This is a genomic window from Streptomyces sp. RLB3-17, assembly GCF_007113425.2.
In the GTDB taxonomy this organism is placed as follows: domain Bacteria; phylum Actinomycetota; class Actinomycetes; order Streptomycetales; family Streptomycetaceae; genus Streptomyces; species Streptomyces mirabilis_D.
This window is the reverse complement of sequence record NZ_CP041610.2, coordinates 9,321,553-9,344,941: the sequence shown is the minus strand read 5'-3', so window position 1 is coordinate 9,344,941 and position 23,389 is coordinate 9,321,553. Positions and strand designations below refer to the sequence as shown.

The 23,389-nt window shown below is 71.1% G+C and carries 22 protein-coding genes and 1 pseudogene; 12 read left to right on the top strand and 11 right to left on the bottom strand.

Translation table 11 applies throughout. From position 1 onward, the window contains the following. Positions 1-149: 149 nt before the first annotated feature. Together FNV62_RS41930 and FNV62_RS41925 are read right to left on the bottom strand one after the other, a co-directional pair. Positions 150-866 carry a response regulator transcription factor gene (locus FNV62_RS41930; protein WP_143603541.1) on the bottom strand — a complete coding sequence of 239 codons (717 nt, stop codon included), beginning with the start codon at positions 864-866 and terminating at the stop codon, positions 150-152. Positions 867-1,390: 524 nt separating this feature from the next. Next, on the bottom strand, positions 1,391-1,915 hold the full coding sequence (locus FNV62_RS41925; protein ID WP_054230167.1) for a MarR family winged helix-turn-helix transcriptional regulator: 525 nt from the start codon (positions 1,913-1,915) through the stop codon (positions 1,391-1,393). Between the two features lie 366 nt (positions 1,916-2,281). Here FNV62_RS41925 and FNV62_RS41920 point away from each other — a divergent pair, with 366 nt between their 5' ends. Then, complete coding sequence (locus FNV62_RS41920) at positions 2,282-3,325, top strand: zinc-dependent alcohol dehydrogenase (protein ID WP_143609924.1); 1,044 nt, start codon at positions 2,282-2,284, stop codon at positions 3,323-3,325. 28 nt (positions 3,326-3,353) lie between these two features. On the opposite strand, the gene FNV62_RS41915 is transcribed toward FNV62_RS41920, so the two are convergent. The 3 genes from FNV62_RS41915 to FNV62_RS41905 form a co-directional block, all read right to left on the bottom strand. Next, entirely contained in the window at positions 3,354-4,358 is a 1,005-nt protein-coding gene (locus tag FNV62_RS41915) for a hypothetical protein (protein WP_143609922.1), read from the bottom strand. Continuing rightward, complete coding sequence (locus FNV62_RS41910) at positions 4,355-5,257, bottom strand: helix-turn-helix domain-containing protein (protein WP_097287148.1); 903 nt, start codon at positions 5,255-5,257, stop codon at positions 4,355-4,357. The genes FNV62_RS41915 and FNV62_RS41910 overlap by 4 nt, the downstream gene beginning before the upstream one ends. Positions 5,258-5,318: 61 nt before the next feature. Further along, positions 5,319-6,197, bottom strand: coding sequence for a hypothetical protein (locus tag FNV62_RS41905; RefSeq protein ID WP_143629040.1), 879 nt, complete (start codon positions 6,195-6,197; stop codon positions 5,319-5,321). A gap of 19 nt (positions 6,198-6,216) precedes the next feature. Here FNV62_RS41905 and FNV62_RS41900 point away from each other — a divergent pair, with 19 nt between their 5' ends. The 3 genes from FNV62_RS41900 to FNV62_RS41890 are packed head-to-tail and all read left to right on the top strand — an operon-like array spanning position 6,217 to position 8,941. After that, the gene (locus FNV62_RS41900) at positions 6,217-6,516 is read left to right on the top strand and encodes a hypothetical protein (RefSeq protein WP_164657663.1); all 300 of its coding nucleotides are present in this window, start codon (positions 6,217-6,219) and stop codon (positions 6,514-6,516) included. Then, entirely contained in the window at positions 6,513-7,715 is a 1,203-nt protein-coding gene (locus FNV62_RS41895) for a CaiB/BaiF CoA transferase family protein (protein ID WP_144315991.1), read from the top strand. The genes FNV62_RS41900 and FNV62_RS41895 overlap by 4 nt, the downstream gene beginning before the upstream one ends. Before the next feature lie 59 nt (positions 7,716-7,774). Then, on the top strand, positions 7,775-8,941 hold the full coding sequence (locus FNV62_RS41890; RefSeq protein WP_143609918.1) for an acyl-CoA dehydrogenase family protein: 1,167 nt from the start codon (positions 7,775-7,777) through the stop codon (positions 8,939-8,941). Between the two features lie 99 nt (positions 8,942-9,040). On the opposite strand, the gene FNV62_RS41885 is transcribed toward FNV62_RS41890, so the two are convergent. Then, the gene (locus FNV62_RS41885) at positions 9,041-9,622 is read right to left on the bottom strand and encodes a dienelactone hydrolase family protein (RefSeq protein ID WP_143603534.1); all 582 of its coding nucleotides are present in this window, start codon (positions 9,620-9,622) and stop codon (positions 9,041-9,043) included. A 309-nt stretch (positions 9,623-9,931) separates the two neighbouring features. Here FNV62_RS41885 and FNV62_RS58135 point away from each other — a divergent pair. The 3 genes and pseudogenes from FNV62_RS58135 to FNV62_RS41875 form a co-directional block, all read left to right on the top strand. Continuing rightward, a pseudogene (locus tag FNV62_RS58135) lies at positions 9,932-10,423 on the top strand (3-oxoacyl-ACP synthase); the annotation flags it as partial. A 139-nt stretch (positions 10,424-10,562) separates the two neighbouring features. Next, positions 10,563-11,003 (top strand): 3-oxoacyl-[acyl-carrier-protein] synthase III C-terminal domain-containing protein, encoded by a 441-nt coding sequence (locus FNV62_RS58130; protein ID WP_413083899.1) that lies wholly within the window; start codon positions 10,563-10,565, stop codon positions 11,001-11,003. A 175-nt stretch (positions 11,004-11,178) separates the two neighbouring features. Next, a complete protein-coding gene (locus FNV62_RS41875) occupies positions 11,179-11,532 on the top strand; it encodes an SCO4225 family membrane protein (RefSeq protein WP_060895429.1) in 354 nt (117 codons plus the stop codon). A gap of 9 nt (positions 11,533-11,541) precedes the next feature. Here the strand turns inward: FNV62_RS41875 and FNV62_RS41870 are convergent, their stop codons facing one another. After that, positions 11,542-12,111, bottom strand: coding sequence for a TetR/AcrR family transcriptional regulator (locus FNV62_RS41870; protein WP_054230157.1), 570 nt, complete (start codon positions 12,109-12,111; stop codon positions 11,542-11,544). Between the two features lie 158 nt (positions 12,112-12,269). Here FNV62_RS41870 and FNV62_RS41865 point away from each other — a divergent pair, with 158 nt between their 5' ends. Together FNV62_RS41865 and FNV62_RS41860 are read left to right on the top strand one after the other, a co-directional pair. Further along, on the top strand, positions 12,270-13,127 hold the full coding sequence (locus FNV62_RS41865; RefSeq protein WP_067362768.1) for an AAA family ATPase: 858 nt from the start codon (positions 12,270-12,272) through the stop codon (positions 13,125-13,127). Continuing rightward, positions 13,124-14,506 carry a vWA domain-containing protein gene (locus FNV62_RS41860; protein ID WP_143609917.1) on the top strand — a complete coding sequence of 461 codons (1,383 nt, stop codon included), beginning with the start codon at positions 13,124-13,126 and terminating at the stop codon, positions 14,504-14,506. The genes FNV62_RS41865 and FNV62_RS41860 overlap by 4 nt, the downstream gene beginning before the upstream one ends. A gap of 49 nt (positions 14,507-14,555) precedes the next feature. Here the strand turns inward: FNV62_RS41860 and FNV62_RS41855 are convergent, their stop codons facing one another. Together FNV62_RS41855 and FNV62_RS41850 are read right to left on the bottom strand one after the other, a co-directional pair. After that, positions 14,556-15,257 (bottom strand): SDR family oxidoreductase, encoded by a 702-nt coding sequence (locus FNV62_RS41855; protein WP_060899181.1) that lies wholly within the window; start codon positions 15,255-15,257, stop codon positions 14,556-14,558. A 182-nt stretch (positions 15,258-15,439) separates the two neighbouring features. After that, positions 15,440-16,957 carry an MFS transporter gene (locus FNV62_RS41850; RefSeq protein ID WP_376327990.1) on the bottom strand — a complete coding sequence of 506 codons (1,518 nt, stop codon included), beginning with the start codon at positions 16,955-16,957 and terminating at the stop codon, positions 15,440-15,442. Between the two features lie 164 nt (positions 16,958-17,121). On the opposite strand from FNV62_RS41850, the gene FNV62_RS41845 reads away from it, so the two are divergent. Then, positions 17,122-17,604 carry a MarR family winged helix-turn-helix transcriptional regulator gene (locus FNV62_RS41845; RefSeq protein WP_225900570.1) on the top strand — a complete coding sequence of 161 codons (483 nt, stop codon included), beginning with the start codon at positions 17,122-17,124 and terminating at the stop codon, positions 17,602-17,604. Between the two features lie 756 nt (positions 17,605-18,360). Then, on the top strand, positions 18,361-19,542 hold the full coding sequence (locus tag FNV62_RS41840; RefSeq protein ID WP_054230200.1) for a glycosyltransferase: 1,182 nt from the start codon (positions 18,361-18,363) through the stop codon (positions 19,540-19,542). Between the two features lie 76 nt (positions 19,543-19,618). On the opposite strand, the gene FNV62_RS41835 is transcribed toward FNV62_RS41840, so the two are convergent. Continuing rightward, complete coding sequence (locus FNV62_RS41835) at positions 19,619-19,816, bottom strand: antitoxin (RefSeq protein ID WP_095851535.1); 198 nt, start codon at positions 19,814-19,816, stop codon at positions 19,619-19,621. A 300-nt stretch (positions 19,817-20,116) separates the two neighbouring features. Between FNV62_RS41835 and FNV62_RS41830 the strand changes: the two genes are divergently transcribed. Beyond that, a complete protein-coding gene (locus tag FNV62_RS41830; RefSeq protein WP_144315990.1) occupies positions 20,117-22,762 on the top strand; it encodes a glycosyl hydrolase in 2,646 nt (881 codons plus the stop codon). A gap of 47 nt (positions 22,763-22,809) precedes the next feature. On the opposite strand, the gene FNV62_RS41825 is transcribed toward FNV62_RS41830, so the two are convergent. Further along, positions 22,810-23,154: an acetyl-CoA synthetase gene (locus tag FNV62_RS41825; protein WP_225900569.1), complete on the bottom strand. Its 345-nt coding sequence runs from the start codon at positions 23,152-23,154 to the stop codon at positions 22,810-22,812. Positions 23,155-23,389: the final 235 nt, after the last annotated feature.

The following is a 23,389-nucleotide window of genomic DNA, read 5'->3' as shown; positions in this document are numbered from 1 at the left end:
GGGTCCGACCTCAACCGCAGGCCGGAACAAGGTGGTCGAAGACCCGGTTGTGGACCTGGTTGAGCCCAGGCAACCGAACCGGGCTGACGCCCTCCGGCCTTTTGCCTGACTTCAAGCTGACGTGATCGAGGTCACACGGCCGCGGTTCCTCACAGGGTGGCGCGGCCCAACCAGTAGCCGAAGCCCCGGCGGGTGTGGATGAGGGCCGGTTCCTCCTGGTTCACCTTGCGTCGAAGGCGGGACACGAGCTTCTCGATCGCGTTCTCGGCACGGACCTCACCCCAGACGTGCCGGCTGATCTGGTTCTTCGAGAACACCTGTTCCGCGTTGACCAGCAGATGCCGCAGCAGCCGGTATTCGGCGGGGGTCAGATCGAGCGCCCGCTGTCCGCGCCGCGCCTGGCAGGTCGCGTCGTCGAGAACCAGGTCGCCGTAGTGCGGCGAGCCGTCCCCGCGCCCCGCGCCCCTGCCACGGAGCAGTACCTGCGCCCGGGCCAGCACCTCGGCGATCCGGAAGGGCTTGGTGACGTAGTCCACCTCGCCCAGGCCCAGATCGGGGACGAGACTGCCCAGGGAGTCGCACTCGGTCAGGAGCAGCACGGGCGGTCGCCCGCTGGGCGCGAGCCGGTGTCTGCGGGGGACGCCGCCCAGGTCGGTCATCATCGCGTCGAGGACCACCAGGTCGAAGTGGTGCTCGGCGAGCCGGGCCGTCAACTCGGCGCCGTCGGCCGCGATTTTGACGTGATAGCCCGCCAGTTCCAGTGTGGTCGAGAGCAGTTCGGTGATTTCGGGGCCGTCGGCGACCACGAGGACATGCTGACCCTGCCCACGCACCGGCGACCGCCGCTCACTCACGTATCCGTACATGGAAAGACCATTCGTGTAGGGCCGGACTTCACGCGGGAGCGGCACCGAGCGACGAGAGGGGTGCGGTCGGAGGTCTCCGCCGGGTCCGCCGTGCGGCAGAGGCGGTGCTTCGGACGCGTACGAGTGAGGGAAACGGTGCACTCACGGGGACTCCTCCGCGGGTCTCCGAAGGGACGTCCGCCACCGTGGAGTGCGCTGCGGCGCTTCTGAGCGGGCTCCAGGGGCGGCACTTCTGCGTGGTCGGGCCGGGGGTGGTGCGGGTCGTCGCGGGCGGGGGGTGCGGTCGCCGTGGGCGGTTCGGCGGGGTGCGCGGGTCGTTGTCGAACGGTGCGACGGGCTGTGCGGGTTGCCGCTCAGCGGGCCGACTGCGCGGGGCGTCGAGCGGTCGAAGCGGGCGGGGCGCTGCCGGGCGGTCGTCGGAGGCGGGGTGTCGTGGGCTGGGCCGCTGGTCGCGTCGGGGGCGGTGCGGTCGCGCTGGGGTCGTGCTGAGGTCGCGCTCGGGAACCGCCGAGCGGGCCGTTGGATCAGGCCGGGCGGGCAGCCCCGGCCGGCTCCCGGGGGGTCTCCTCGTCCTCGATGGCATAGGAGAGGAAGTCGTCCACCATCCGGTGGAACAGGGTGGCGAGCTGCTCCAACTCCTGCGGTGACCAGTCCGCCAGAGCCATCTGCATACCCCGCGTGCTCGCCTCGCGGACGCGGTGGACCGCCTCCTCGCCTGCCGGGGTGATCTGAATGCGCTGCGCACGACGGTCGTCGGGGTCCGGAACCCGGGTCACGAGACCGGCCTTCTCCAGCTGCTGCACCTGCCGGGTGATGTGGGACGCCTCCACGGCCAGCCGGGCTGCCAGCTCGCCGGGGCGCAGGGGCTCGGAGTCGGCGATCTGCCGCAGCAGCGCCGTCGCGGCACGGTCCAGCGCCACTCCGGCCAGCGCCATCAGCCGATCGTGCTGGCGGATCCCTCTGGCCAGGTAGGTGATGCGGCTCAGGGCGCGCTCGATCTCCAGCATGGCGGTCGAGACGGGAACGTCTGCGGGCGGCGGTGTGGGCATGGGGCCAGTCTAGCATCTGATTGCCTGAGTCAAGTAACTTAGCGAACCATTTGCTTGACTCAAGTACTTCACATATGCTTGCCTGACTCAAGTAAGCCAGTGGCACACACAGACCGGGGCCCCCTCCAGCGGAGGCGGCCCCGCCGCGCCGAACCCGTGGGGACGGGGAACGGCGCAGTCCCGGGCCCGGCGGCCGGTTCACTCCCCCGTCCGCCGCCGGGCCCGAGGGCACCGAACCGCGTCACTGTCCGCCGTCCGACGACGGCCCCCTGATCCGATCGGGTCGCGAACCGCGCGCACCGGTCACGGCTCGTCCGAACCAGAAGCAAGCAACCGTCGCAGCGTCTTCAGAAAGCGAATCCCTCCATGGCCACCATGAAGTCCGTACAAACCGGCCCCGTGAACGCCATCGACATCGTCGAGGTCGAGCGCCCGGTACCCGGTCCCAAGGACGTCCTCATGCGCGTCCGCGCCTGTGGCATCTGTGGAACCGACACCTTCTTCCTGCACATCGGCGGCGCGCCCTTCGGCCCCGACGGCTCCATGGTCTCCATCCCCCTGGGTCACGAACCCGCGGGTGAGATCGTCGAGGTCGGCGCCGAGGTCGAGGACCTGAAGGCGGGCGACCGCGTGGTGGTCAACCCCCAGGCCGCCCCCTCCGGCATCATCGGCTGCGGCGGCAGGTTCGGCGCCCTCGCCGAGTACCTCCTCATCGAGAACGCCGAGATCGGCAAGAGCGTCGCCGTCTTCCCCGGGACCGTTCCCTTCGACGTCGCGGCCCTCAACGAGCCCATGGCCGTCGCCCGCCACTGCGTCAACCGGTCCGGGGCCGAACCGGCCGACAAGGTCGTCATCTTCGGTGCCGGGCCGATCGGTCTCGGCGCGGCGATCTGGCTGAAGCTACGGGGCGTCCAGCACGTCACGGTCGCCGACGTCATCCCCGAGCGCCTGGAGACGGCGCTCGCGGTGGGTGCCGACGCCGTCATCAACTCCGCCGAGGAGAACGTGACCGAGCGGCTGACCGAACTGCACGGCCAGGCCGCGAACGCGCTCGGGCAGCCCCGTCCCGACACCGACATCTACATCGACGCGGCCGGGGTCGCCGCCGTCATCAACACCACGGTCGAGTCGGCGAAGTGGGGAGCCAAGCTGGTCATGGTGGCCGTGCAGAAGAAGTCCGACGCGGTCGATCTCGGCGGGATGCTCCGCAGTGAGCTGACGCTCATCGCCTCGCAGGGCTACCCCACCGAGATCTTCGAGGTCACCCCCGAACTCGTCGAGCACCACGAACGCTTCGCCCAGCTCATCAGCCACCGCGTTCCCTTCGGTGACGCCAAGCACGCCTTCGAGCTCGCGCTGACGCCGGGTGCGGCGGAGAAGGTCGTCGTGACCTTCGACGACGAGCGGTAGTCCCGGGGAGCTTGTCGGGTGGGACGGGCTACTTCCGGCTCCTTCCGATCGACGCGGGACTCAGCAGGAGGTTGGGGTCGGTGGACGTGGTGTAGGCGGCGCTGAGCACGTAGAGCGTGCCGTGGCGCAGCGCGACGGAGGTCGGGTTCTGCAGGCCGTCGGCGGCGGTGAGTACGGTCGACGAGGTGCCGTCACGGCGGATGCGGACGACCGTGTTCGGGCCGTTGAGCGCGGCCAGGATCTCGTCGCCGCGGCCGGTGAAGGCGAAGTCGTCGATGCCGGTGAGATCCGTCGCCCGGATCCGGACGGGTCCGGGCCCGCCGCCCGGGCCGAACGGGACGCGCAGCACGGTGCCGCGGTCGAGGTTGGTCGCCCACAGCGCGTTGTCGTGGATCTTCAGACCGTTGACGCCGAGGAAGCCGGCCGCGGCGAGTTCGGGGGCGGCGGACCAGATGGCCGGTTCACTGCCGGTCGAGCCCTTCGTGGGGACGGTGTAGATCTTCCCCAGTACGGAGTCGGCGACGTAGAGCCTGCCGCGGTGTTCGTCCAGCACCAGTCCGTTGGGCAGGCCGTCCGCGGGGAGGGCGGCGATGCGCTGCGGGGTGCCGCCCGGGCGCAGTCGCCACAGACCGGTCAGGTCCGAAGTGCCGGTGGCGTAGAGGAAGTACAGCGTTCCGTCGTGGGCCCGTGCGATGCCGGTGGTCAGGGCGAAGCCGAGGACCGGGGTGTGCACTCCGCCGTCGGCGGGGGCCGGCAGGGTGGCCAGCACGCGGGTCGTGCCCGCCGTGCTGACGGCGGCCACCTGACGGGCGGCAGCGAAGGTGACGTCGGCCGTGCCGTCGGGCTCCAGCGCGATGTTCTCGGGCATCTGCCCCCGTGCCAGGTCGAAGTGCGCGGCTATACGGGGCTTCGCGAGCGGCCCGGTGGAGGCCCCCGCGGGGGACGCGGTGAGGGCGGTCACGGCGGTCATCCCGGCGGCCGCGACCATGGAGGCGAGTGCGGTGAGTTTCCGTGCGGTCAGTTTCTTTCTCATGCTTCTTTCGCTGCTTCCTTCGCGATGGTTTTCGGGCGCACGGCGGACGGACCGGCCGCCGCCGTGCTGTGGGTGAGGAGGGTCATGGCGGCCCGGGACGGCGAGTCGGCCTCGGTGGTCGCGACGACGACGTACTGCCCCTGTTCGGTGTGCAGCGTCTGCTGGGTGACGTCCATGGCGCCGACCAGCGGATGCCGCATCGCGTAGACCGCGACGTCGCTGGTCTTGACCCGGTGGTCGGCCCACATCGCCGCGAACTCGTGGCTGTTGAGGGTCAGTTCACCGACGAGCGAGGCGAGTGCCGGGTCGTCGGGGTACTGCCCGGACGCCAGGCGCAACGTGCCCACGACGGCTCTGGCCTTGGTCGGCCAGTCCGCGTACAGATCGCGGGTGTGGGCGTCGAGGAACACCAGCCGGGCCATGTTGGGACGCTCACCCGGCCGGTCCGGGCCGTCCGGGTCGAGGTGTCCGGCGTACAGCGCGTGCCCGGCACGGTTCCACGCCAGTACGTCGCTGTACCGGCCCGTCACCACCACGGGCACCTCCGAGAGCACGCCCAGGAGTTGGGCGACCGCGGGTGAGACCCGTTCCGGCGCCGGGCGGCGCGTCCGGGGCCGGCGCCGGGCAGCGGCGGACAGCTCCCGCAGGTGCCGTCGTTCGGCCTCGCTCAGCCGCAGCGCCTGGGCGATCGCGTCCAGGACGTCCGGGGAGGCCTGGGACTGCCCCTGCTCCAGCCGCGCGTAGTACGACTCGCTCACCCCGGCGAGCCGGGCCAGTTCCTCGCGCCGCAGTCCCGGCACGCGACGGCGTTCGCCGTACGTCACCACGCCGAGGTCCTCGGGCCGCAGCTGCGAGCGGCGCGCCCGCAGGAACTCACCCAGCTGTCGTTTTCCGTCCATGCGCCGAGTATTGGGCTCCCCCGCGAGGGCCAACCACACCCTGATCGGGATACCCGAGGGCTCAGCGCTCCGTGAAGGTCACCTCGGCCGTGGCGTGCGCGGGATCCCGGTGGGTGGCGACCGAGAGGTCGGCGCGGTCGTCGCGGGGCGTACCGCGGGCCAGCAGGTGTTCGCCGGCGAAGACGGGGCTGCGCAGCCGGTAGGACAGGGAAAGGACCTGTCGGGAGGGGGCGTCGCGGCGGACCAGTTCCAGCATCAGGAGGGCCAGGAGCGGGCCGTGCACGACGAGCCCGGGGTAGCCCTCGACGTCTCGGGCGTACGGCGTGTCGTAGTGGATGCGGTGGGCGTTCGCGGTGAGCGCGCTGAACCGGAACAGCAGGGGTGGGTCGGGGTGCAGGGGAAGGTGCCAGTGGCCGTCCGGCCGGGCCGTCGCCGAGGGGTCGAGCGCCGCCCGGGTGTGGGGGGTCGAGGTGCGGCCGGAACGGTAGACGATGTCCTGTTCCTCGACGAGACAGGTACGGCCGCGCTGGCGGAGTTCGTGGCGCTGGGTCACGAAGAGGATTTCGCCGCTCCTGCCCCGCTTGGTGGTCACGGCCCCCAGGCTGCTGACGCGCTCGGCGCGCTCGCCGAGGCGCAGCGGCTCGTCGACCGTGCACCGTCCTCCGGCGACCATCCGCTGCCGGTCGGGGACCGGCGGGAGGAAGTGCCCGTGCCGGGGATGGCCGTCGGCTCCGAGGTCGCGCTGGGCCGGCCAGCGCAGGAAGTAGAGCCAGTGCCACAGCGGCGGCAGGGGATCGCCGGTGGTGGCGACTGGTGCGGGCTCGTCCAGGAGGGCCGACAGCGCGGCGACGGGGGCGGCGTGCAGGTCGTCCACGTCGGTCACCGCCTCGGGGGCCCACGACTCCACGTAGGACCGGAGCGGGCCTGGGGTGCGCTGCATTCCTCCATCATGTGCGCTGATGAGCGAAGTTGGACAATCGAAGGGTTCTGCCGACCTCGATGACGGTCACGAGCGCCTTGAGCCGCTTGACGTCCATCGCTGCCTCCTGTGCGTCCGTGTCCTCGCGCGCGTTCGCGTCTTCGGTGGCGCCCACATGCGTATTCGCATCGGCATCGGCATCGGTATCCGAATTCGTATCCGTATCCGGAATGGGGCCATCACGGCTTGCTATTTCACCGAGGTCTCCATGAGCGACGATGATGGCATCACGGCCGCGTCGCCGCGGTCTCCCGGCCAGCCTCTGGAGGTCGCCCCATGACCGAGCTCTCCGAAGCGCTTCCACTCTCCGGCATCACCGTCGTCAGCGTCGAGCAGGCGGTGGCGGCGCCCTACGCCACCCGTCAGCTGGCCGACCTCGGCGCCCGGGTGATCAAGGTGGAGCGCCCGGGAGGCGGCGACTTCGCCCGTCGCTACGACACCACCGTGCACGGCGAGTCCAGCTACTTCGTATGGCTCAACCGCTCCAAGGAGTCCCTGACCCTGGACCTGAAGTCGGCCCGGGGCCGGGACGTCCTGGAGCGACTGCTCGCCGGTGCCGACGTCTTCGTACAGAACCTGGCGCCGGGCGCGGCCACCCGGCTCGGGTTGGACGCCCCGGCGTTGCGGGAGCGGTACCCGTCTCTGATCCCGTGCACCATCTCCGGATACGGGACCAGCGGGCCCTGGGCCGATCGCAAGGCGTACGACCTGCTCGTGCAGTGCCAGACCGGGCTGGTCTCCCTGACGGGGAACGAGCACGGGTCCGCCCGGACCGGGGTGTCGATCGCCGACATCGCGGCCGGGATGTACGCCTACTCGGGCGTCCTCACCGCCCTGTTCACGCGCGCCACCACGGGAGTCGCCCGCGCGGTGGAGGTCTCGCTGTTCGAGGCGCTGGCGGAGTGGATGGGGCAGCCGGCGTACTACACGCGCCACGGCGGCACCCAGCCGCCACGGATCGGCACCCAGCACGCCACCATCGCCCCGTACGGCGCCTACCCCGCGGCCGACGGCAAGGACGTGCTCTTCTCGATCCAGAACGAGCGCGAATGGGCCGCGCTGTGCGAGCGGTTCCTGGGACGCCCCGACCTCGTCGACGACCCGCGTTTCGCCACCGGCTCGGACCGTGTGTCCCACCGGGAGGAGCTGAACGCGATCGTGGCCGCGCGGTTCCGCGCGCTGGACGGTCAGGAGGCGATGAAGCTGCTGGACGCGATGGGGATCGCCAACTCCGGTGTGAACACGGTCGAGGAGTTCCTCACCCACCCCGTACTCGAGGAGCGCCACCGCTGGCAGGACGTCCGACTGCCCGGGGGCGCGGGGCCCGTGCCCGCGCTGCTGCCGCCCGTCGACCTGTCCGGGGTCACTCCCCGTATGGACGCCGTGCCCGCCGTCGGCGAGCACACCGACACGATCCTGGCGGCGCTGGGACACAGCGCGGCCGACATCGCCGCACTCCGGGCCGACGGCGTCGTCTGAATCCCGGGCCCTGCGCTTCCTCTCCCCTTCCGCGCCCGTCCCCCAAGGAGCGGCACAGCATGAGCACTCTCGACGTCCTGTCCGAGGACGAGCGGCTCGTCGTCGCCGCCGTGCGCGAGTTCGTCGACAAGGACGTCAAGCCGGTCGTCCGGGAACTCGAACACGCCAACACCTATCCCGAAGCCCTGATCGAGCGGATGAAGAAGCTCGGGATCTTCGGGCTCGCCGTCCCCGAGGAGTACGGCGGCACACCGGTCTCGACCTCCTGTTATGTGCTCGTCACGGAGGAGCTCGCCCGCGGCTGGATGAGCCTGGCGGGAGCGATGGGCGGCCACACCGTGGTGGCCAAGCTGCTGCTGCGCTTCGGCACCGAGGAGCAGAAGCGCCGCTGGCTGCCGCGGCTGGCCACCGGCGAGGTCCGGGCGACGATGGCTCTGACCGAGCCCGGCGGCGGGTCCGACCTCCAGGCGATGCGGACTCTCGCCCGCAGGACCGCGGACGGCTATGTGGTCAACGGCTCGAAGACATGGATCACCAACTCGCGGCGGTCCGGGCTGATCGCCCTGCTGTGCAAGACCGATCCGGACGCCACCCCCGCCCACCGGGGCATCTCCGTCCTCCTCGTCGAGCACGGCCCCGGGCTCACCGTCTCCCGCGATCTTCCGAAGCTCGGCTACAAGGGCGTCGAGAGCTGCGAGTTGTCCTTCGAGGACCACCACGCGCCGGCCGACGCCGTCCTGGGCGGAGTCGAGGGCCAGGGGTTCGCCCAGATGATGAAGGGGCTGGAGACCGGGCGGCTCCAGGTCGCCGCCCGCGCCCTCGGCGTCGGCCGGGCGGCCCTGGAGGACTCTCTCGCGTACGCACAGGAACGGGAGTCCTTCGGCAAGCCCATCTGGCGGCACCAGTCGATCGGCAACTACCTCGCGGACATGGCCACGTCCCTCTCCGCCGCGCGCCACCTCACCCTGTACGCCGCACGCGAGGCCGACGCCGGCCGGCGCGTGGACATGGAGGCGGGCATGGCCAAGCTGTTCGCCTCCGAGACCGCCATGCAGATCGCCCTCAACGCCGTGCGCATCCACGGGGGTTACGGCTACTCGACCGAGTTCGACGTCGAGCGCTACTTCCGGGACGCCCCGCTGATGATCGTCGGCGAGGGCACCAACGAGATCCAGCGGAACGTGATCGTGCGCCAGCTCGTCGAGCGGGGTGGGCTGGACGCGTGAGCCGGTCCCGCCCCGCTCGTCGGCCGGTCGGGGCAGACCCCGCCCCGCCGCCTCCAGCGCCACCAGGTCACCTACGGTGCCGGCGCCGTGGGCGGGCCACTACTCGATGCCGTCGAGGAAGGCGAGCACGCGTCGGGTGAGCAGGGTGGCGGCGTGCTCGTCGTACGACGGCAGGCTGTTGTCGGCGAACAGGTGCTGCTTGCCGGGGTAGAGGAAGAGCTCGGCGGCGTCGGGGGCCGATTCGACGAGGGCGCGGGCCGCGTCGAGGTCGCCCTCGTCGACGAAGTACTCGTCCGCCTCCATGCCGTGGATCTGGACCGGGACCTGCCGCGGCCAGTCGCCGCCGAACTCCGAGGCCGGGACGCAGGAGTGGAACAGCAGCGCGCCCTTCGCGCCGGTGCGGGTCTGGGCGAGGTACTGCGCCGGCAGGACGCCCAGCGAGAAACCGGCGTACACCAGCTCGGCGGGCAGCTCGGCCGCGGCGGCCCGGCCGCGCTCGACAAGGGTGCCGAACCCGATGCCCTGGGCGTGCGCGGCGCCCTCTTCCAGGTTCTCGAAGACCCGCCCTTCGTACAGATCCGGCACGTGGACGGCGTGTCCGGCGCCCCGGAGAGACTCGGCGAACGCGTGCACGCCGGGCGTGAGTCCCTGCGCGTGGTGGAACAGCAGTACTTCAGCCATGTCGGCCCCCTCCGTCGGCGCGCAGCCCAGGTGACTCCGCGGGACCGAGTATGGACCGGGGCACTGACATCGCCCGGCGGTCGCCCGCGCACCCACGCCGAACACCTCGTCCGGTGGGCGGGTGTGGTGTTCGGCGGGCGCCTGGAGTTGGCCATTCCGCATTCCGTCCATCGGATGCACGGCACGACGGTGGAGTGCTTCTTCGCCGAAGTACACGCCCCCTGAGCGCACTTGTCCCTGTTGATCCACAACGGGTTGGGTAAGCACCATGCTGCTGACCGGCAGCTGACGCGGGGAGAGGTGGTGGTGATGTCAGCTGCTGTGGTCTGTGGGATCGGCACGTGCCTGCCGGAGCGGGTCGTCAGCAATGACGACCTGGCGGCCCGGCTGGACACCTCGGACGCCTGGATCCGTTCCCGTACCGGCATCGCACGGCGCCGGATCGTGGAGCCGGGCACCAGTACCGGTGATCTCGCGGTGTCCGCGGGACGGGCCGCGCTGGACTCCGCGGGGCACGGCGCCGACTTCGTCCTGCTGGCGACGACGACCCGGGACCGTCCGTGCCCGGCGACGGCGCCCGAGGTGGCGCATCGCCTGGGGCTCGGCGAGGTACCGGCGATGGACGTCTCGGCGGTCTGCTCGGGATTCGTGTACGCGGTCACGGTGGCGAGATCCCTGGTGGCGTCCGGGACCTGTGCCCGCCCGCTCGTGATCGGCGCCGAGGTGTACACGTCGATCATCGACCCGCTCGACCGGGACACCGCGGTGATCTTCGGCGACGGGGCCGGAGCGGTCGTGCTGCGCGAGGGCGGGGCCACGGAGTCGGGAGCGCTGCGCGCCGTCGACCTCGGCAGTGACGGCTCGGGCGGCGAACTGATCACGGTGGCCGCGGGCGGCTCCCGCCGACGGCGAACTCCCGCGCTCGCAACGGTACTTCCGGATGCAGGGCCGGACGGTGTACCGGCACGCGGTGCACCGGATGACCGCCTCCTCGCGGCTCGTGCTGGAGCGGGCCGGCTGGTCGCCGATGCCGGTGCGTGCCTTCGTCGGCCATCAGGCCAATCAGCGGATCCTCGACGCCGTGGGCGACCGGCTCGGCATCGGCGCCCCGCACCGCTTCGGGAACATCGCGGAGGTCGGCAACACCGCCGCCGCCTCCATCCCCCTCGCCCTCGCGGACACCGCCGCACGTGGCCCCGTACGGCCCGGCGAGCGGAGCCTGCTCACCGCCTTCGGCGGGGGCCTGACCTGGGGTTCCATCGCCCTGTCATGGCCGGCCGCGGTGCCGGTCCACCGGCCCCTCCCGGCCCCCGCCGCGCGCCGGCCGGCCATGGCACCGGCGTCGGCGCCGGTACCCTGTCAGAACGGACCGCAGCCGTGACACCCGTATGCCACTCAGTGGATCAGTCGGATCACTCGAGTGGATCGGTCGGATCGGATGAGTAGTCGTACTCATGCCCGCTCGCGCACGCAGCCGCCATCGTGATGTCCACGCCCCTCCGGCACCCACGCGGAGCGGGGGACCGCGTCACCGGCTTCGTCCGACGGAGGACATCATGAACATCTCGCGCCGCACCCGTACCGCGCTCACCCGGGCCACGGACAACTGGCTCTCCCGTGTCTACCTGGCCGCCGTCACCGCCGCGACCGGCTACGTCCTCTTCGACGCCCTCTTCGTCGACCACCCCGACGCCTCCATGGCCGCCGTGGTGCCCTGGCTGTTGACCGCCCCGCTGAGCCTGCTGTACACCCTCCTGCCCGACGGCACCCTCTCCGGCACGAGCACCGGCGCCCTCACCGCCCTCTACCTCGCGGGGATCGCCTTCGCCGCCCTCGCGAACGCCGCCTTCATGGGCCACGTCGTCCACAGGCTCCGCCGGCCGTTCCCCGGTACCGCACCCAGCGCCTGAACGTCCCGCCTACTTGACCCCGCCCGCATCCAGCAGCGCCGTCACCGTCGTCGTGGTCAGCCCTTCCAGCGTCTCGATCCCGGCACCGGCCCGGGCGCTCGCGCCGTCGAAGACCAGCATCAACTGCCGGGCGAGCAGCTCGGGATCACGCGCACCACCCAGCTCGGCCTGCGCACGGAACACCTCTTTCATGCGCCCCTTCGCACCGCCCGCGACCACCGACGCCGGGTGTCCGGGGTCCTTGAGTTCGACGAGCGCGGCGAGGAACGGGCAGCCGCGGTACTCGGGCCGCACCGAGGCCGCCTCCATCCGCTCGAAGATGCCCAGGATGCGCTCGCGCGGTGTCCCGGCATCCTCCGGATCCGGCGCGAGCTGCTTCTCGTACAGCGGAATCCGCCGTTCCAGGCTTGCCGCGAGGACGTCGTCCTTGCTCTCGAAGAGCTGGTACATCGACCGCTTCGAGACACCGGCCGACCGGCACAGCGCCTCGATGCCGACGGATACGCCCTCGCGGTAGACGAGGTCGGCCGCCGCGTCCAGCAACCGGTCCCTCGTGGACGCCTTGTCTGTAGTGGCCATAAGGGCAGGTTACCGCGCGGGACGAGACAAGGAAACCGATCGGTCTCCCCGGGCCGCGTGGGCGCAATCACACGTGACACAGCGACTGAACAAGCGCTTGGATAGTGACGATCGGACCGTGTGTCCCACCCCGCCGTGCCGCGCTGGAGGCCCCGTTGCTGTTCACATCCGTCGACGATGTCTCCGCGCGTCTCGCCGAGACCGGCTATCTGGCCTCGCCCGCGGTCGCGACCACGGTCTTCCTGGCCGACCGCCTGGGCAAGCCGCTGCTGGTGGAGGGCCCCGCCGGGGTCGGCAAGACCGAACTCGCCAAGGCCGTCGCCCAGGTGGCCGGGGCGCGACTGGTCCGGCTTCAGTGCTACGAGGGCGTCGACGAGTCCCGGGCGCTGTACGAGTGGAACCACGCCAAGCAGCTGCTGCGCATCAGCGCCGGCCGCGACGAGACGTGGGACGAGGCGCGCACGGACATCTTCAGCGAGGAGTTCCTGCTGGCGCGCCCCCTGTTGACCGCCATCCGCGGCGACGATCCCAAGGTGCTGCTGATCGACGAGACCGACAAGGCCGACGTCGAGGTGGAGGGGCTGCTGCTGGAAGTGCTCAGCGACTTCCAGGTCACCGTCCCGGAGCTCGGCACGATCACCGCGACCAGCCGGCCCTTCGTGGTCCTCACCTCGAACGCGAGCCGTGAGCTGTCGGAGGCGCTGCGCCGCCGTTGCCTCTTCCTCCACATCGGCTTCCCGGAGGAGGAGTTGGAGCGTCGCATCGTACGGCTGAAGGTGCCGGGCCTGGACGCGGCGCTGACGGAGTCGGTGGTGCGGGTGGTCGGCGCACTGCGCGAGATGGACCTGCGGAAGGTCCCCTCGGTCGCCGAGACGATCGACTGGGCGCGCACCCTGCTCGCGCTGGGCGCCGACACCCTCGACGGGACCGTCGTACGTGACAGTCTCGGCGTGCTCCTCAAGCACCAGGACGACATCCTCAAGGCGGCCGCCAAGCTCGACCTGGACGCCATGTGAACGCGCCGACGGGCGTCGCCGAGCGGCTGACGGGGCTGGTCGGCGCGTTGCGCGCGCACGGCGTGCGGATCGGCACCGGCGAGACGGTGGACGCCGCGCAGGCGGTGGCGGCGCTCGGTCTGACCGACCGGGAACTGCTGCGTGAGGGCCTCGCCGCCACCCTGCTGCACAGCACGGGGCAGCGCCGGGTGTTCGACCCCGTCTTCGACCTGTACTTCCCGCGTCTCGTCGGGGCGCCGATGTCCGAGGGGCGGGAGAGCGACGCTCCCGCCGCCGACCGGGAGGAGCTGCGCGAACGGCTCGCGGCCGCGCTCGCCGCGGGCGACCGGGAGCTGCTGGAGCGGCTCGCGATCGAGGCGGTGGACGGCTTCGGGGGCTATGGTTCGTCGCCGGGGTCGGACGGCTGGTCGTCGTACCAGACGCTCGACCGACTCCGGCCGCAGACGCTGATGGCGCGCGTGCGTGACAGCGTCCGGGCGCGGCAGGAGGGTGCGGCGAGGTTCGCCGACCGGCTGCTGGAGGACGAGATCCGGCGGCGTATCGAGGTGTTCCGCGCGCTGGTCGCCACGGAGGCGCGGCGCCGGGTCGCCGAGCGGCGCGGCCGGGACGAGTTGGCGCGGCGGGCGGTGGCCCCGACCGCCGACCGGGTCGACTTCCTGTTCGCGGGGCGGGACCGGCTCGCCGAGCTGCGCAGGACGGTGCAGCCGCTGGCGCGCAAGCTGGCCACCCGGCTCGCCGCACGTCGCCGCCGGGCCGCGCGCGGCACCATCGACCTGCGGCGGACCCTGCGCGGTTCACTGTCCACCGGCGGGGTGCCGATGAAGCCGGTGCTGCGCAGGCGCCGCCCCGTCCGGCCCGAACTGGTGCTGCTGTGCGATGTGTCGGGCTCGGTGGCGGGCTTCTCGGACTTCACGATGCTGTTGGTGCAGGCGCTGCACGACCAGTTCAGCAAGGTGCGGGTGTTCGCCTTCGTCAACCGGATCGACGAGGTGACCGGCCTGCTCGTGCACGGCACGGCCGATCCGGAGGGGCTGGGCGCCCGGATCCGCTCCGAGGCGACGCTGACGGGCTGGCACGGCAGCAGCGACTACGGCGTCGCGTTCGGCGAGTTCGCCGAGCGGTACGTCGACGCGGTGGGACCGCGCACGACCGTCTTCGTCCTCGGCGACGCCCGGACGAACATGGGCGACCCGAATCTGCCGGCCGTCCGGCGGTTCTCCGAACGGGCCCGCCGCGTCTACTGGTTGAACCCCGAGCCGCTCTCCCAGTGGGGTACGGGCGACTCGGCGGCGCCGGAGTACGCCGAGCTCGTCGAGATGCACGAGTGCCGCAACGTACTGCAGCTCAGTGGGCTGATCGGCCGACTGCTGCCGGTCTGACCGCCGGGGGACGGAGAACGGGACCGGCCGCCCCGTCTCCCTGCCTCCGTTACGCGACCAGCTGCGGGTACATCACGCCCAGGTCCTCGGCCAGCTGGGCCTTGACCTGCCGGGTGAGGTCGTCCGCCAGCACCTCGAAGGCGCCGGACTCGATGCCGTCGAGGGCCTGTGCCGCGACGCCCTCGGGCGAGGACTTCGGCGCGTCCACGTGCGAGGCCATGTCGGTGTCGACGTAGCCGACATGGAGTCCCGTGACGTCGATGCCGCGCGGCTTCAGGTCGAGGCGCAGGGAGTTGGTCTGCGACCAGAAGGCCGCCTTGGAGGCGCTGTAGGAGCCAAGGAGCCCCACCCACGACAGCACCGAGTGGACGTTGAGGATGTGGCCGCCGCCGTTGCGCTCGATGATCGGCACGAAGGCGCGCGTGACGAGGAGAGGGCCGAAGAAGTTCGTCTCGAACTCGCGTCGGACGTCCTCGACGGGCGAGTCCAGGAAGTTCGCGTTCACGGACGCGCCCGCGTTGTTGATCAGGACGGTGACGTCCTGCGCGCGCTCGGCGGCCGCGGCGACGGACGCGGGGTCGCTCACTTCCAGCGCCAGCGGCACCGCGTCGGGGTGTGTGACGGTCCGCGGGTCGCGTGCGGTGGCGTACACCTTCGACGCGCCGCGCTCGTAGAGGGCCTGCACGAGCGCGCGGCCGATGCCGCGGCTGCCGCCGGTGACCAGGACGACCGAACCTTCGATGGATGTCATGAGAACTCCCGAAGCCAGGAGGAAACCGATCGGTTTCCCGTTACCGGAAGAGTAAACCGATCGGTTTCCAAGGGCAAGGCGGGAGGCGAGGAGCGAGGCAAAGAGGGGGCAAGGAGCGGCAAGGAGCGCGCACGAAAACGGCTCGCCCCGATGGACGGGGCGAGCCGTTGACCGTGTCCGGATCAGGACGTGACGCCCGCCGTCTCCGCGACAGCCTCGTCCGCCGCGGCCCCGTCGGTGGCGGCGGCCTTCTTCTCGACCGTGTACTCCTGGGCCGCACCCCTGGTCAGACCGACCAGCGCCACGGCCACGATCAGCACGAACGCGACCCCGGCGATCGCGAAGCTCAGCGTGAACTGGCTCTCGGCGGGCAGCGCGGGCGCGCCGGCCGGCAGGTGCTGGATGGTCTTGGACGCCAGCAGCGAGGTGATCACGGCGCTGGCGATCGCGCTGCCGACGGATCGGGAGATGGAGTTGAGGCCGTTGGCGATGCCGGTCTGGTGGTGCGGCACGCTCGCCACGATGAGCGCGGGCATGGCCGCGTAGCCGAAGCTGATCGCGACACCGATCAGCAGGCCCGCCAGGATGATCGACGCGGAGGTGTCGTGCGCCAGGGTGAGCCACGCGAAGCCGGCGACTCCGAAGACCGCGCCCACGGTGAGGGTGAACCGCGCCCCGATCCGCCCGACGAGGATCCCGCCGAACTGTGCGGCGAGCAGCGAGATCAGCGTGGTCGGCAGCAGGTACTCGACCGAGGCGCGCAGCACCGAGGCGCCGAATCCGTACCCGGTGAGTTCCTTCGGCATCTGCGCCAGGTACGCGACGCCGATGAACTGGGAGAACATCGCGAAGCCGAGGAAGAGGCCGGCGAGGTTCGTGAAGAGCACCGGGCGGTGGGCGAACATCCCCATGTCCACCATCGGCGCGCGGACCTTGCGCTCGACCAGGACCCAGACGCCCGCCATGACGACCGCGGCGACGAACAGGCCGATGGTGCGGGCGGAGGACCAGCCCCACTCGTGTCCCTGCGAGATCGGCAGCAGGAGCAGGACGAGCAGCGCGGCGAGCGTTCCCGCGCCGAGCCAGTCGGTACGGCCGCCGGTCGTCGAGCGCGAGGAGGGGACGCGCAGGACGACGCCGACCAGGGCGAGGGCTGCGAGCCCCACGGCGAGCCAGAACACCCGGTGATAGTCGGGGTCCGAGCCCCGCGTGAGCAGTCCGGCCGCCACCAGGGCGAGTCCGCTGCCGACCGCGAGCGTGCCGCTCACCAGCGCCATCGCGCCGTGCAGCTTCGCCGGGGGTATCTCCTCGCGCAGGACCGAGAGGGCGAGCGGGAAGATCGCGGTGGCCGCGCCCTGGAGCACCCGGCCGACGATCAGCCACAGCAGTGAGGTGGTGGTCGCTGCCAGCACCGAACCGGCGATCATCAGCAGCAGAACCCCGATCAGCGTGGGCTTCTTGCCGTGCATGTCGCCGAACCGGCCGAGCAGCGGGGTGAAGACCGCGGCGGACAGCAGGGTCGCGGTGGTGACCCAGCTGACGTTCGCGGTGGTGGTGCCGAGGTCGCTCTGGATGATGCTCAGGATCGGTACGACGAGGGTCTGCATCATCGAGACGATCATGGCCGCGAGGCCGAGGACCAGGACGAGTGAGAGGTCGCCGGTGGGGCGCTTGGGCGCCACGCGATCTGTGGGTGTCACGGTGTTCTTCCGTTTGGTCAGGACGTCGAGCAATCACGGAGAGTGATGCCGCGAAACTTGAGGACCGCAAAGCTGTAGAGCCTGGAAGTTTGAGGTCCTCAAGTAACTCGATAGAGGTAAGCATCGAAGGTTGAGGTAGTCAAGTTTCGGGTTACGCTGGATCCATGTCCGCGACATCTGGAACGAACCGCTCCACCGAGGCGTCCGACACCGGACCCCTCACCGTCTCCAACGTCATGCTTCTCGACACCCTGTGGGCGTCGATGGTCAGCCTCTACGCGGATCTCACCACCGCCGCCGCCGCGCACGGCCTCACCTACAGCCAGGCCAAGGCGCTCAACGTGCTGCGCCAGGGCCCGGCTCCGATGCGGGCCCTGGCGGGCACACTGCGCTGCGACGCCTCGAACATGACCGGGATCATCGACCGGCTGGAGGCCCGCGGCCTCGTCTACCGCGAGCCCAGCCCCACCGACCGGCGGGTCAAGAACGTCGTCCTCTCGGAGGACGGGGCCGCCGCCGTGTCGAGCATCCGCGACGGCATGCACGGCACCCACCAGGCCCTCGACTCCCTCAGCGACGCCGAGCGGTCCACCCTCGAAGGCCTGCTCTCGCGCCTGTTCGTCGCCGGGGACGACCGGGCTTCCTGACCCCCGAAGACCCCCGAACAGGACGCCCCGGCCCAGCAGCCCCTGCGCCTGCCCAGCTCCCCCTAGGGAGGGACCCAGGGATTTACCCGAAGAGCCGGGGTGCGGCGCGGCCCTGACCTCGCAGGTGATCGGCCGGGGCGGCAGGCGAAGCCCCGGGCAGACAAAGGGGGTGGTCGCGGTGGGCAGTGCCGATGTGATCGCCGATGTGTCCGACATCCTGGTGCACGTCCTAACCACCGCGGTACGCGATACGAGGTCGCCGAGGACCCCAGCGCACGCAACCGCCCGTCCCGCCACAGCGTGGTCCTGCGGAGCAGGGTGGTCCGTCCCAGCCCCGGATTCTCCTACGACGAACAGCGCACCGCCGCGCCCGGAGGCCGCGTCACGGAGCGACCGGGCCACCGAATACCCAGACACTCACCCTTCCGCTTCAGCCGAGCGGTCGCGGCACACCTCTCGGCCGCGGCGCGGATTGTACGTGCCTCGCGTCCCCGGGCCAGGAAATTTCTGGCCTGTTTTTTACCATGCGGTGGGTGTGAGAACGGCCGTCAGGCCCGCGACCTCCGCGTCTTCATTCGGCTGATCAACCGAACAGTACGCCGTAACCAATCGTGTCCGAATTTGAAACGACGAGTTCACAAGCTCGCAAGTTTCTCCTGTGTCCATAGCGGAGAACCCGCAGATCACAGGGGTTGAAAAGGTTTCCTCCCTTTCTGCGAGACGGGCCAAGAGGTGCGCGTGATGGACGAACTGCGTGTGCTGTCGATCTATGAAGGATTCTTCTCGGGCGGGGCCCGGATCGTGCACAGTGATGTGGTGCTGGGGCTCCATGAGGGTGGCCAGCGCCATGCGGTGCTGAGCGTGAATGGCGAAATGTATCGGGAGGAGACCCGGCAGCGGATGGAGGACGACGTCTGCTACCGGTCACTGACCGCGGCGGGCGTGCCGGTCACCTCGCTGGGCCGCACCCCCGGGACACCCGGCGGCCCCGAGACCTTCACCGGACCGGAGTTGGCCGCCACCACCCGGGCGGTGGCCGCCGCGGACGTCATCCTGTCCCTCAAGGAGCAGCCGCTCGGCCTGCTCAACCAGGCCGGTCTGCCCCGGCGGCCCGTCGTGGTCTGTCTGCACCGCTCCGACCCCGAGAACCAGGGGGCGGCCCTGGACGAGCTGCGGACGGCGGTCGCCGACGGCCGGATCGCCGCCGGGATCTGTTGCGCCGAGTCGACGCGCGCCGCGTACGCCGCGGCCGGGATCCCGGCCGGCCTGCTGCACGTCATCCCGAACGGCGTGGATCTGCTGCGATTCCGCCCCGACCCGTTCAGACGCGCTCTGCTGCGGACGTCGCTGGGCATCCCAGAGCGCGCGCCCGTGATCGTCTTCGCGGCACGCTACGCCACGATGAAGAACGTTCCGCTGTTCCTCCGGGCCGCCCGGGCCTGGCTGCGCCGACAGCCCGACGGCCACGTCCTGATGTGCGGCGCGGGCATGACGCGGGCCAACGACTGCCTGCGTGAGGACATCGCCACCGCGTTCGGCGAGGACGCCCCGCTCGCCGACCGCCTCTCACTGCTCGGTGTACGGCATGACATGGAGACCGTCTACGCGGCCGCCGACGTGGTGTCGCTGACCTCCGCCAGCGGCGAGGCGGCACCGCTGTGCCTGATCGAGGGCATGATGTGCGGGGCCGTCCCGGTCGCCACCGATGTCGGCGACAGCGCCTCGATCGTCACCGGGCACGGCTTCCTCACCCCGCCCGACCCCGAAGCGATCGCCCTGGCCTGGTCCGAGGCGGTGGCGCGGGGCGCCGAGTTCGCGCCGGCCCTGGCGCTCAGCCGCGAACGGTTCAGCCGCACCCGGATGATCGCCGCGTACGCCGCGCTCATCGAACAGGTGCGCAGCAGGTCGGGCCGGGTGCCTCTCCCGGAACCCTTCTGAGCTACCCCGGCGGGAAGGGGCGCCCCCGTGGCGCCCCGGGACCCGCGTACGCCCCGCGGGTCCGCGGGTCCGCGGGTCAGGCCTCCTTCTCGCCCAGTTTCTCGACGTACTCCTGCGCCTTGTCCACACCGGTCTCGATCTTGTCGGTGTATTTGCCGTCCGTCTTGTCGTCGACGATGTCGCCGGCCTTCTCCAGTCCGTCGGAGATCGTGTCGCCGTGGGCCTCGGCGAGTTCCTCGGCCTTGTCCTTGAGGTTCTTCAGGTTGTCGAACACGCGTGACTCCTTCTCCGGCGGCACTGTCTGATCAGGGTCACGATTCCACCCGGCCCTCGGCGGCCAACAGGCCCACGGTGCGGCGCCCTTGGGCAACGGGAGCGAACGGCGCGGACCGCTCCGGCCCGCCCCAGCCCGACGCGCCCCCGTGCGCGGGTGCACCGGTTCCCGGGTGCGCGCCGCACAGCACCTCATTCGTGGCAGGTTCTGGACAAGAATTGGCTAAGCCCCGGGACGCTCACCCGTCCCTCGTGGTCCTGTCTGTCCCAACGCTGTGTCAACGCCGTTCGGGAGGACCACGTGCCAATACCCACCCGCAAGAGACGATGGCTCACGATCTGTGCCGTCACCGCGTCAGCCGCGCTCGTCGCCCTGCCCGCCGGCGCCGCGCCCGGCCCGGGCGGGGGCCGTCCCTTCGGGGCCCGCGCGCTCGCCCAACTCGCCGCAGGCCGCCTGCAGTCGACGGGTGGCATCACCCCGAAGGTGACCGCGCAGGACTCCGACGGCGGCAACGAGTCCGGCGAGATAGCCGAGGGGGCCGACCAGTACGCCGAGGCCCGCACCTCACCGGGCGTCGTCGCGCCGGGGGCCTACGGCGCCGCCTGGAGCAGCCTGAACAAACTGCCTTCCACCGGCGGGAGTTGGCGCAACGTCACCGACCTGCCGTACAACTCGGACGACCCGCGCTACCGCGACTTCGACTCCAACTCCAGCGGCGGTTCGGGCAACGTCACCGGCCGCCTCGCGGCGATGGCCGCCGACGACGGCGGGTACGTCTACGCGGGCAGCGCGGGCGGCGGCGTATGGCGCTCCCGGTCCGGCGGCGGACACTGGGAGCCCATCAGCGACCGGCTGCCCTCGCAGTCCACCGGCGCGCTGGCCCTGGACGGGTCCGGGCGCCTGTGGCTGGGCACCGGTGAGGCGAACACCAACGCGGACGCGTACCTCGGCAGCGGGGTGTATGTGCTGACCGACGCACACCACGGCACGTTCTCCGCGCGCAGCCGGGTCGGCGGCGACGAGCTGGAGAGCACCACCATCCACCAGCTGCGCTTCGGCGGCGGAAAGGTGTGGGCGGCGACCAGCGCGGGCGTGTGGAGCCACTCCACCAAGACACTCGGCGGCGCCTGGAAGCTGGAGTTCGCCCCCAACCCCGCCTACCTCCCCGGTGGTTCACTGGCGAAGGACCCTTCCGCCCCGTACAAGAACCTCGCCAACGACATCGCGATCGACCCGAAGGACCCCTCCAAGGTGGTTCTCGCGGTCGGGTGGCGCAGCGGTGACGACTACAACGGCTTCTACACCCAGGTGCGGGGCGCCTGGACACGGATCACCAGCGGTCTGGGCGACCTGCCGTCCGACGCGGACAACGTCGGCAACGTCACCTTCGCCCGGTCCGCCGACGGCTCGCGCTACTACGCCATCGACCAGTCGCCGAAACAGCTGAACACCAACCCGGACAGCGGCCTCGAGGGAATCTACGTCGCCAAGTCCGGCTCTCCCTTCGGCCCTTGGACGAAGATCGGCGACTACAAGCAGCTCGCCGCCGACGGCTCGGCCCTCACCTCCAGCGGCTACATGCCCGGCGTACAGGCCTGGTACAACCAGTTCCTGACCGTCGACCCGGCGAACGCGCAGCATGTGTACGCCGGTCTGGAGGAGGTCTACGAGACCAGGGACGGCGGCGGCACCTGGTCCACCGTCGGCCCGTACTGGAACTTCGGTTTCCCCTGCTGGAGCATCGACCCCGCCAAGCAGACCGGCGACTGCAACGCGACGACCCACTCCGACCAGCACGGGGTCGCCATCGGCCGCTACCACGGCAGGAGTTACGTCTACGTCGGCAACGACGGCGGAGCCTACCGCCGGCCGCTCGACGGCTCCCAGGACTCCTCCGGCCACGCCACCGACTGGACGTCCCTGAACGACGGCACGATCGACACGCTCCAGTACTACTCGGTGGGCATCGGCAAGGACCTCGCCCACGGCGGCGTCTCGGTCACCGGTGGCCTGCAGGACAACGGCCAGTCCATCCTGCGCAGCAACGACAAGGTGATGGGCTCCAACTTCGGCGGCGACGGCGGCGACACGCTCACCGACCCGGCCAACGGCTGCGACATCGCCGAGGAGTACGTCTACCTCGCCGTCCAGATCACCCAGAACTGCGCCGTCAACGACGGTTCCTGGGTCAAGGACGCGAGCAAGGTCACCTCGTACAACGTCGCCCCGGCCGACAACGCCACCAGCGAGGCCCGCTTCATCGCCCCGCTCGCCGCCGACATGAAGAACAGCTCGACCTGGATCGCGGGCGGCCGGCACGTGTGGGTGCAGACGCACGGCTACGCCATCCGCAGCGGCTCCGAGTGGACCAGCCTGTACGACCTCGGCGCGGGCCGCACCGCGACCGCCGTCGCCGCGTCGGGCGGCAAGGTGTACGCGGCCTGGTGCGGCCCCTGCAACAACCAGGGCTTCGCGCGCGGAATCTCCGTCGGCAACGAGGACGGCACGGGCTGGCACGACGTGACCCTGCCGGTGGACGCGAACGTGCCCAACCGCTACCTCAGCGGCTTCGCCGTCGACCCGAAGAACGCCGACCATGTGTACCTGGAGGTCAACGGCTTCTCCCGGCACTGGACCGAGGGACCCGGCGCGGGCGTGGGCCATGTCTTCGAGTCCAAGGACGGCGGCACCACCTGGACCGACATCTCCGCGAACCTGCCCGACGTACCGACCGACTCCGCGGTCGTCACGGCCAATGGGGGCCTCGCCGTCGCCACCGACCTCGGTGTGGTCTACCGCGCCCCGGGCCGTACGACATGGCAGCGCGTCGGCCGACTCCCCGCGGTCGCTGTGCTCCAGCTGAAGCTGAGCCCGGACGGCGGCACGCTGTACGCGGCCACGCACGGCCGCGGCATCTACACGATCAAGGTGCGCGACTGCGGCTGACCCGTACGCACGCAGGAGGGGTGAACTCGCCGCCATAAGCGGCCGGTTCACCCCTCCTTCGCGTACGGGACCACACTCACCCGGAGCGTGAACGCGGTGCGAGCCGCGCCCGCCACGTCCGGAGCCTTCGCCGTCACCGTGATCCCGGCCGCCCCGCCCCGTACGCTCGCGCAGCGCAAGGTGGCACGGCCGGTCCCGTCGGCGTCGACGCGCCATCCGGAGACCAGCACCACCGCGGGTGCCGCACTCCGGACGGCCGTCCAGCGCCGGTCGTCCGCACGCGGCCGCAGGGTGACCGAGACCACCGCCCCGGTCCGCACGCACAACCGCCGTTCGACCGCGTCCCCGGGCGAGACGGTGACCTCCACCCGCCCGGCGAAGCAACTGGCCACCGGGGCGGCGGATCCGGGGCCCGACGCGGACGGTGCCCCTCGCCCCGGCTCCGCCGTCCCACCCGTGGAAGCACTCGCGGAGGCACTGGTGGAAGCACTCGCGGAGGCACTGGTGGAGGCACTCGTGGACGCACTCGTGGGTCCGGACGAGGGTCCCCGGCCTGCGCCTCCCGATCCGCCGCACGCCGCGAGCAGCACCACTCCGGCAACCGCCGTCCAACCGGCCCACCACCGC

Bases quoted from the DNA above. Each gene is read 5' to 3' on its own strand.
- FNV62_RS41925 (WP_054230167.1), bottom strand. From the start codon at position 1,915: ATGCCCACACCGCCGCCCGCAGACGTTCCCGTCTCGACCGCCATGCTG.
- FNV62_RS41870 (WP_054230157.1), bottom strand. From the start codon at position 12,111: ATGGCCACTACAGACAAGGCGTCCACGAGGGACCGGTTGCTGGACGCG.
- FNV62_RS58130 (WP_413083899.1), top strand. From the start codon at position 10,563: ATGCAGGGCCGGACGGTGTACCGGCACGCGGTGCACCGGATGACCGCC.
- FNV62_RS41930 (WP_143603541.1), bottom strand. From the start codon at position 866: ATGTACGGATACGTGAGTGAGCGGCGGTCGCCGGTGCGTGGGCAGGGT.
- FNV62_RS41910 (WP_097287148.1), bottom strand. From the start codon at position 5,257: ATGGACGGAAAACGACAGCTGGGTGAGTTCCTGCGGGCGCGCCGCTCG.
- FNV62_RS41905 (WP_143629040.1), bottom strand. From the start codon at position 6,197: ATGCAGCGCACCCCAGGCCCGCTCCGGTCCTACGTGGAGTCGTGGGCC.
- FNV62_RS41920 (WP_143609924.1), top strand. From the start codon at position 2,282: ATGGCCACCATGAAGTCCGTACAAACCGGCCCCGTGAACGCCATCGAC.
- FNV62_RS41890 (WP_143609918.1), top strand. From the start codon at position 7,775: ATGAGCACTCTCGACGTCCTGTCCGAGGACGAGCGGCTCGTCGTCGCC.
- FNV62_RS41885 (WP_143603534.1), bottom strand. From the start codon at position 9,622: ATGGCTGAAGTACTGCTGTTCCACCACGCGCAGGGACTCACGCCCGGC.
- FNV62_RS41855 (WP_060899181.1), bottom strand. From the start codon at position 15,257: ATGACATCCATCGAAGGTTCGGTCGTCCTGGTCACCGGCGGCAGCCGC.
- FNV62_RS41895 (WP_144315991.1), top strand. From the start codon at position 6,513: ATGACCGAGCTCTCCGAAGCGCTTCCACTCTCCGGCATCACCGTCGTC.
- FNV62_RS41900 (WP_164657663.1), top strand. From the start codon at position 6,217: ATGAGCGAAGTTGGACAATCGAAGGGTTCTGCCGACCTCGATGACGGT.
- FNV62_RS41845 (WP_225900570.1), top strand. From the start codon at position 17,122: ATGTCCGCGACATCTGGAACGAACCGCTCCACCGAGGCGTCCGACACC.
- FNV62_RS41915 (WP_143609922.1), bottom strand. From the start codon at position 4,358: ATGAGAAAGAAACTGACCGCACGGAAACTCACCGCACTCGCCTCCATG.
- FNV62_RS41875 (WP_060895429.1), top strand. From the start codon at position 11,179: ATGAACATCTCGCGCCGCACCCGTACCGCGCTCACCCGGGCCACGGAC.